Annotated in this window: 1 pseudogene; it reads left to right on the top strand. The window is 45.2% G+C overall.

Annotated elements, in window-relative coordinates:
• Nucleotides 1-312 (top strand): annotated as a pseudogene (locus ACTQY1_RS11305) (IS21 family transposase); the annotation flags it as partial.

The raw sequence follows: 312 nt of genomic DNA on the forward strand, positions 1-312 counted from the left end.
GAACGGCGGATTTCTTTTGACGGTTTTATTTCTTATGAGAACCGGAGATTCGGAGTCCCCTTCAGTTACACGGAAAAAGTTGCTCGGGTTAAACGGGTTGATGACAAACTCTACATCTACTCTTCAGATATGAGTCGTTTGCTGACCACTCATCCCATAACCTGGGACCGCCATGACAGTTTTTGCAAGGATCAGTATGACAAACGGCAGCCTGAGGAATTGCCTACCGCTCCTATCCGTACGACAATTAAACAGCTTGCACCAGCAGAGGCATCTCCATCCCTTTCCTTTGAAAAATTCAATTTTGATAAG

Origin of the sequence: Acidaminococcus sp. HCP3S3_G9_1 (genome assembly GCF_052122455.1) — a bacterium.
GTDB lineage: Bacteria > Bacillota > Negativicutes > Acidaminococcales > Acidaminococcaceae > Acidaminococcus.